The sequence below is a fragment of the Comamonas sp. genome (genome assembly GCF_036643215.1).
GTDB lineage: Bacteria > Pseudomonadota > Gammaproteobacteria > Burkholderiales > Burkholderiaceae_C > Comamonas.
Genome location: NZ_JAVXSJ010000061.1, coordinates 1 through 7,599 on the forward strand (window position 1 = coordinate 1; position 7,599 = coordinate 7,599).

10 protein-coding genes and 1 tRNA gene are annotated in these 7,599 nt (G+C 57.2%); all 11 read left to right on the forward strand.

Annotation, left to right across the window (positions count from 1 at the left end; genetic code table 11):
* Positions 1-600: S1 RNA-binding domain-containing protein (locus RSF91_RS19205; protein WP_332569916.1), on the forward strand; the 600-nt coding region annotated here is incomplete at its 5' end.
* 131 nt (positions 601-731) lie between these two features.
* The gene (locus RSF91_RS19210) at positions 732-1,739 is read left to right on the forward strand and encodes an NAD(P)H-quinone oxidoreductase (RefSeq protein WP_332569917.1); all 1,008 of its coding nucleotides are present in this window, start codon (positions 732-734) and stop codon (positions 1,737-1,739) included.
* Positions 1,736-2,482 (forward strand): triose-phosphate isomerase, encoded by a 747-nt coding sequence (tpiA, locus tag RSF91_RS19215; protein ID WP_332569918.1) that lies wholly within the window; start codon positions 1,736-1,738, stop codon positions 2,480-2,482. The genes RSF91_RS19210 and tpiA overlap by 4 nt, the downstream gene beginning before the upstream one ends.
* Positions 2,483-2,548: 66 nt before the next feature.
* Entirely contained in the window at positions 2,549-2,944 is a 396-nt protein-coding gene (gene secG, locus RSF91_RS19220) for a preprotein translocase subunit SecG (protein ID WP_332569919.1), read from the forward strand.
* 120 nt (positions 2,945-3,064) lie between these two features.
* Positions 3,065-3,149, forward strand: a tRNA-Leu gene (locus RSF91_RS19225).
* A gap of 75 nt (positions 3,150-3,224) precedes the next feature.
* Positions 3,225-3,584 (forward strand): NADH-quinone oxidoreductase subunit A, encoded by a 360-nt coding sequence (locus RSF91_RS19230; protein ID WP_099738160.1) that lies wholly within the window; start codon positions 3,225-3,227, stop codon positions 3,582-3,584.
* Between the two features lie 22 nt (positions 3,585-3,606).
* On the forward strand, positions 3,607-4,086 hold the full coding sequence (locus tag RSF91_RS19235; RefSeq protein ID WP_003057832.1) for a NuoB/complex I 20 kDa subunit family protein: 480 nt from the start codon (positions 3,607-3,609) through the stop codon (positions 4,084-4,086).
* Positions 4,087-4,095: 9 nt separating this feature from the next.
* Positions 4,096-4,707 (forward strand): NADH-quinone oxidoreductase subunit C, encoded by a 612-nt coding sequence (locus RSF91_RS19240; RefSeq protein WP_099738159.1) that lies wholly within the window; start codon positions 4,096-4,098, stop codon positions 4,705-4,707.
* Between the two features lie 31 nt (positions 4,708-4,738).
* Positions 4,739-5,992: an NADH-quinone oxidoreductase subunit D gene (locus RSF91_RS19245; protein ID WP_099738158.1), complete on the forward strand. Its 1,254-nt coding sequence runs from the start codon at positions 4,739-4,741 to the stop codon at positions 5,990-5,992.
* Positions 5,989-6,477 (forward strand): NADH-quinone oxidoreductase subunit NuoE, encoded by a 489-nt coding sequence (nuoE, locus tag RSF91_RS19250; protein WP_099738157.1) that lies wholly within the window; start codon positions 5,989-5,991, stop codon positions 6,475-6,477. The genes RSF91_RS19245 and nuoE overlap by 4 nt, the downstream gene beginning before the upstream one ends.
* A partial coding sequence (nuoF, locus tag RSF91_RS19255) for an NADH-quinone oxidoreductase subunit NuoF (protein ID WP_332569920.1) occupies positions 6,477-7,599 on the forward strand: 1,123 nt, incomplete at its 3' end. The genes nuoE and nuoF, both read left to right, overlap by 1 nt.

Here is a 7,599-nt window from a genome sequence, read left to right on the forward strand (position 1 = left end):
AAGACCGAAGTTTCTGACTTCGCTCCCAAGCTGTTCACCATGAAGATCAACCCCGAGAAGATCCGTGACGTGATCGGCAAGGGCGGCGCCACCATCCGTGCGCTGACCGAAGAAACCGGCACCCAGATCAACATCTCGGAAGACGGCACCATCACCATCGCTGCCACTGACGGCGCCAAGGCTGAAGCTGCCAAGCTGCGCATTGAGCAGATCACTGCTGAAGTCGAAATCGGCAAGATCTACGAAGGCCCGATCGTCAAGCTGCTGGAATTCGGTGCTCTGATCAACCTGCTGCCCGGTAAGGACGGTCTGCTGCACATCAGCCAGATCGCTCACGAGCGCGTGGAAAAGGTCACCGACTACCTGCAAGAAGGCCAAGTGGTCAAGGTCAAGGTTCTGGAAACCGACGACAAGGGTCGCGTCAAGCTGTCCATGAAGGCTCTGATTGAGCGTCCTGCCGGCATGCCCGAGCGTGAACCCCGCGAACAGCGTGAGTACCGCGACCGTGCGCCTCGTCAGAACCGCGATTCCCGCGACAACCGTGAGCCACGTGAAAACCGTGCTTTCGGTGACGACCAGCAGCAACAACAGCAGCAGTAATCGCTGAGCAGGAGTCCATCGCGAGGTGGACTCCTGTTTTGTTGATGGCTAATTAGTCCTGATTTGATAGCTGCTAGCGCTTATCTAGTAAGTGCTAGAGTCTGATTTCATTGATAAAGCAAAGCCTGAATATGGAAATGAACACAATGCGAGCGGTGGAAATCACCAGCTATGGCGCGCCTGACGTGCTGCGCATGGGTGTGCGTCCCATGCCTGTGGCGGGCGAGGGTGAGGTGCTAGTTCGCGTTGCCGCGAGCGGTATCAATCGCCCTGACGTGTTGCAGCGCAAAGGTCATTACGCGCCACCTCCGGGTGCTTCGGATCTTCCGGGGCTGGAGGTTGCGGGTGTGATCGTTGCGGGCGATGAGTCGGCCATGGCGAAAGCGGGCTTCAAGCTCGGCGATCGCGTCTGCGCGCTGGTGGCGGGCGGTGGTTATGCGCAGTTTTGCGTTGCGCCAGTGGCCCAATGCCTGCCAGTGCCAGCTGGCCTCAGTGATGTGCAGGCGGCAGCCTTGCCCGAGACCTTTTTTACGGTCTGGAGCAATGTGTTTGACCGGGGGGCTTTGCAGCCCGGTGAAACCTTGCTGGTGCAGGGCGGCAGCAGCGGTATTGGTGTCACGGCGATTCAGCTGGCCAAGGCCAGAGGTGCGCAAGTGATTGTCACAGCTGGCAGCGGTGCCAAATGTGATGACTGCATCAAGCTCGGGGCGGATCACGCCATCAACTACAAGACTCAGGATTTTGCGGCTGAAGTGCAGCGCATTACGGCAGGTGAGGGCGTCAATGTCATTCTGGACATGGTCGCCGGCAGCTACGTAGCGCGTGAAGTGCAATGCCTGGCGCCTGATGGGCGACTGGTCATCATTGCGGTGCAAGGTGGCGTCAAGGCTGAGCTGGATGCCGGCCTGGTGTTGCGAAAGCGACTGACTATTACTGGCTCAACGCTGCGTGCTCGGTCTGTGGCCTTCAAGGCGGCAATTGCCGAGGCGCTCAAGCGCAATGTCTGGCCCCTGCTGGAGTCCGGCAAGGTGCGCCCAGCCATTTATCGTGAATTCGATGCTGCTGACGCGGCGCAGGCTCATGCGCTGATGGAATCCAGCCAGCACACCGGAAAAATCGTTTTGACTTGGGAAACATGAAGCAAAAACTCATTGTTGGCAACTGGAAGATGAACGGCAGCCTGGCTGCCAATGCTGCTTTGCTGCAGGCCATCAAGCAGGGCTTGCCCGCCGATAACAAGGCCGGTGTTGCCGTGGCTGCACCTGCGCTATATCTCGCTCAAGTTCAGGCGGAGCTTGAGGGTTCTGCTATCGGAGTGGGAGCGCAGGATGTCTCTCAGCACGAGCAGGGCGCCTTTACCGGCGAGATTTCAGCCGCCATGCTCAAAGAGTTCGGCGTGCGCTATGCGCTGGTCGGTCACTCCGAGCGTCGCCAGTACCATGGCGAAACCGATGTCATCGTGGCTTCCAAGGCGCAGGCTGCTTTGTCCAAGGGCATCACTCCCATCGTTTGCGTGGGTGAAACTCTGGCTGAGCGCGAAGCCGGTCAGACTGAAGCTGTGGTTAAGCGCCAGCTGGCAGCCGTGATTCATCAAGTGGGTCCCTGTGTGAGCGAGCTGGTTGTGGCCTATGAACCCGTCTGGGCGATTGGCACCGGCAAGACTGCATCGCCCGAGCAGGCCCAGCAAGTGCATGCCGTGCTGCGTGCGCAGCTGGCTGCGGCTAGCGACAAGGCCGCTCGCGTTCCCTTGCTCTACGGTGGCAGCATGAATGCGGCAAACGCCGAACAATTGCTGGCGCAAGCCGATATCGATGGCGGTTTGATTGGCGGAGCCGCGCTGAAGGCCCCTGATTTCCTCACCATTATTGCGGCAGCGCAATAATTCGTTTCTTCGTTAGCGCCATACCGCCGGTGTGGCGTGCAATGATTTAGATAACTAGGTTTTGATATGAACGTCTTTTCCAGCGTCATTCTCGCGGTCCAGATGCTGGCCGCTCTGGGCATGATCGGCCTGATCCTTATGCAACATGGCAAGGGTGCTGATATGGGTGCTTCCTTTGGTAGCGGCTCATCGGGTAGCCTGTTCGGTGCATCCGGCAGTGCCAACTTCCTGTCGCGCTCCACTGCGGCTCTGGCCACTGTGTTCTTCGTGGCAACTCTGGCTCTGGCCTATATGAGCAACATCCGTCCCGCTAGCACTGGCAGCGTGCTGGAAGGCGCTCCTGTGACCGCTCCTGCCCCTGCTTCGTCGGCTCCTGCCGCTGCAACTGGTGCTGATGCATCTGTGCCAGCCGCAACGCCTGCAGCAGGTGCTGAAGGCGCAGCCCAGATTCCTACGAAATAAATTAGATAAAAGCTTGAAGAACTCCGGAATGCGGGGTTTTTCAGGCTAGAATCTAGAGATTGTCTGGGGGTAAGAATCTTTGCAACGAAGGTTCATGTAGTTGCCAGACTTTGAGACGATGCCGTCGTGGTGGAATTGGTAGACACGCTATCTTGAGGGGGTAGTGGCGAAAGCTGTGCGAGTTCGAGTCTCGCCGACGGCACCAACACATAACTAAAAACCTGCCCTGCTGATCAGGCAGTGATCGGTGAGGCATGTTTTAAAAAACAAGGCCCACTCGATGAATATCGATCAGTACCTTCCCGTTCTCCTGTTTATTCTCATTGGTATTGCCGTGGGCGTCGTGCCCTTGGTGCTCGGCTACGTGCTGGGTCCAAATCGTCCGGACGATGCCAAAAACTCCCCTTACGAATGCGGTTTCGAAGCGTTTGAAGACGCTCGAATGAAATTTGATGTGCGCTACTACCTGGTCGCCATCTTGTTCATTTTGTTCGACCTGGAAATTGCATTTCTGCTGCCCTGGGCTGTCGCACTCAAAGATGTTGGCGGCGTGGGTTTTGTTGCTGTTCTGATCTTCTTGGCCATTCTGGTCGTGGGCTTCGCTTACGAGTGGAAAAAAGGCGCCCTGGATTGGGAATGAGTAGCTTCACTGAGGAAACACGATGATCGAAGGCGTGATGAAGGAAGGCTTCGTCACCACCAGTTATGACACGGTGGTGAACTGGGCCAAGACGGGGTCGATCTGGCCCATGACATTTGGCCTGGCCTGCTGTGCGGTGGAGATGATGCATGCAGCTGCTGCGCGCTATGACATTGGTCGCTTCGGCTCCGAAGTCTTCCGTGCCAGCCCCCGCCACTCGGACCTGATGATTGTTGCCGGTACGCTGTGCAACAAGATGGCCCCGGCGATGCGCAAGGTGTATGACCAGATGTCCGAGCCCCGCTGGGTCATCTCCATGGGCTCCTGTGCCAATGGTGGTGGTTACTATCACTACAGCTATTCGGTGGTGCGCGGTTGCGATCGCATCGTACCGGTGGACGTCTATGTACCTGGTTGCCCTCCGACAGCGGAAGCGCTGATCTACGGCATCATCCAGCTGCAGCAGAAGATCCGTCGTACTCATACCATCGCTCGCGTTTAAAGGGCTGAGATGACTGCAATTGCGATTCACCCCGAAAAGCTTCGGGATGTGGTTACTGCGGCTTTGGGTGACAAGGTTCGCTCCGTCACTCTGGCTTATGGCGAAGTGACGGTGGAAGTTTCCGCCGACAAGTATCTGGAAGTGATGCAAGTCCTGCGCAATGCGCCTGACTGCAAGTTCGAGATGCTGATGGATTTGTGTGGTGTGGACTATTCCACGTATGCGGAAGTCGGCAAGGACGGTCCGCGTTTTGCTGTGGTGTCCCACCTGATGTCTCTGACGTTGAACCAGCGCCTGCGTGTGCGCGTGTTCTGCGCTGACGATGACTTCCCTGTTGTCGCATCGATCAACGACATCTGGAATGCGGCCAACTGGTTTGAGCGCGAAGCGTTTGACTTGTTCGGTATCGTGTTCGAGGGTCACGAAGATCTGCGTCGTATCCTGACCGATTATGGTTTCATCGGACACCCATTTCGCAAGGACTTCCCCGTGTCCGGCTATGTGGAAATGCGCTACGACGCCGAGCAAAAACGTGTGGTGTACCAGCCTGTCACGATTGAGCCGCGCGAAATTACTCCGCGCATCATTCGTGAAGAAAACTATGGCGGAGGCCTGCACTAAAGGGCGCGCTAGCGCCTTTTGACGGAAGACCATGGCTGAAATCAAGAACTACTCCCTGAACTTTGGTCCGCAGCACCCGGCAGCGCACGGTGTGCTGCGTCTGGTGCTGGAGCTCGACGGTGAGGTGGTGCAGCGCGCCGACCCTCACATCGGTCTGCTCCACCGCGCGACCGAAAAGCTGGCCGAAAGCAAGACGTACATCCAGTCGCTGCCCTATATGGACCGCCTGGATTACTGCTCGATGATGAGCAACGAGCATGCTTACTGCCTGGCCATTGAAAAGCTGATGGGCATTGAAGTGCCTATCCGTGCCCAGTACATCCGCGTGATGTTCTCGGAAATCACCCGCATCATGAATCACCTGATGTGGCTGGGTTCCTCGGGTAACGATGCTGGCAGCTCCACCATCCTGATCTACAGCTTCCGCGAACGCGAAGCGCTGATGGACATGTATGAAGCCGTTTCGGGTGCTCGCATGCACGCGGCTTACTTCCGTCCTGGTGGCGTGTACCGCGATCTGCCGGACAGCATGCCTCAGTACAAGGCCAGCAAGGTGCGCAATGTGCGCTCCATGGAAGCCATGAACGAAGACCGCAAGGGTTCGTTGCTGGACTTCATCGATGCCTTTACCCAGCGCTTCCCCAAGTGCGCCGACGAATACGAAACCCTGCTGACTGATAACCGTATCTGGAAGCAGCGTAACGTTGGAATCGGCGTGCTGACTGCGGAGCGTGCTATCAATTTGGGTCTGACTGGCCCCATGTTGCGTGCCTCCGGCCTGCCTTGGGATATGCGCAAGACGCAGCCCTACGAGGTCTATGACAAGATGGACTTCGATGTGCCCGTGGGCGCAACGGGTGATTGCTATGACCGTTACCTGGTTCGCATGGCTGAAATGCGCGAATCGAACAAGATCATCAAGCAATGCGTGGACTGGCTGCGTGTCAATCCTGGCCCCGTGATTACGGACAACCACAAGGTTGCACCCGCAAGCCGCGAAGCCATGAAGTCCAACATGGAAGAGCTGATTCACCATTTCAAGCTCTTTACCGAAGGCTTCAAGGTTCCCGAGGGCGAGGCCTATGCCTCTGTCGAGCACCCCAAGGGTGAGTTCGGCATTTACTTGATCAGCGATGGCGCTAACAAGCCCTATCGCCTGAAGATTCGTCCACCAGGATTTGCGCACATGGCTGCTCTCGATGAAATGAGCCGTGGCCACATGCTGGCTGACGCCGTGATGGTGCTCAGTACCCTGGACATCGTGTTTGGAGACGTTGACCGATGATTACCGAAGCGACCAAAGAACGCTTTGCGCGTGAGGTGGCCAAGTACCCGGCTGAGCAGAAACAGTCGGCTGTCATGGCCTGTCTGAGCATCGTGCAGCAAGAGCAGGGCTGGGTCAGTGCAGAAAGCGAAGCTGTCATTGCCGATTACCTCGGCATGCCTGCCATTGCTGTGCACGAAGTCACTACGTTCTACAACATGTACAACCAGCACCCCGTTGGCAAGTACAAGTTGAACGTGTGTACCAACCTGCCATGCCAGCTGCGTGACGGCTACAAGGCCTTGCACCACCTGGAAGGCAAGCTGGGCATCAAGATGGGTGAGACCACCGCTGACGGCATGTTCACACTGCAGCAGTCCGAGTGCCAAGGCGCTTGCGCTGACTCCCCCGTGTTGCTGGTCAATGACCGCCACATGTGCAGCTTCATGACCAATGACAAGCTCGACGAGCTGGTTGACGGCCTGCGTGCCGCGGAGGGCAAGTAATGAGCTCCGCAGCACAAAACGTTCTGGCCAAGTTCGCCTCGACTGGTGAAGAAACTTGTTTTCACAACCGTCACATCAACCCGCAAATCTGCGCTGATCTGAATGGCAAGAACTGGTCCATCAAGGACTATGAAGGCCGTGGCGGTTACCAGGCTCTGCGCAAGCTACTGGGTAAAGATGGCGGCGAAGGTCTGACGCAAGATCAGGTCATCGCTACCGTCAAGGAATCCGGTCTGCGTGGCCGTGGCGGCGCTGGCTTCCCTACGGGTTTGAAGTGGAGCTTCATGCCCCGCCAGTTCCCCGGTCAGAAGCACCTGGTGTGCAACTCCGACGAGGGTGAGCCCGGTACCTGCAAGGATCGCGAGATCCTCATGCACAACCCCCATATCGTGATCGAAGGCATGATCATTGCGGCCTACGCAATGGGCATCAGCATTGGTTACAACTACATCCACGGTGAAATCTTCGAAGTCTATGAGCGCTTCGAAGCCGCACTGGAAGAAGCCCGCGCTGCTGGCTTCTTGGGTGACAACATCATGGGCAGCAACTTCAGCTTCGAGCTGCACGCGCACCATGGTTTTGGCGCTTATATCTGCGGTGAAGAAACCGCGTTGCTGGAGTCGCTGGAAGGCAAGAAGGGTCAACCCCGTTTCAAGCCACCATTCCCCGCCAGCTTTGGTCTGTACGGCAAGCCTACGACCATCAACAACACCGAAACCTTTGCGGCAGTCCCATGGATTATTCGCAATGGCGGCCAGGCGTATCTGGAATGCGGCAAGCCCAATAACGGCGGCACCAAGATCTATTCGGTCAGCGGTGACGTGAACCTGCCCGGTAATTACGAAGTGCCCATGGGTACGCCTTTCAGCAAGTTGCTGGAGCTGGCTGGCGGTGTGCGCACCGGCCGCAAGCTCAAGGCCGTGATCCCTGGTGGATCTTCGTCGCCTGTGCTGCCTGCAGACATCATGATGCAGTGCACGATGGACTATGACTCCATCTCCAAGGCCGGCTCCATGCTGGGTTCGGGCGCTGTGATCGTGATGGATGACTCGCGCGATATGGTTGAAAGCCTGCTGCGCCTGTCGTACTTCTATTCCCACGAGTCCTGCGGCCAATGCACGC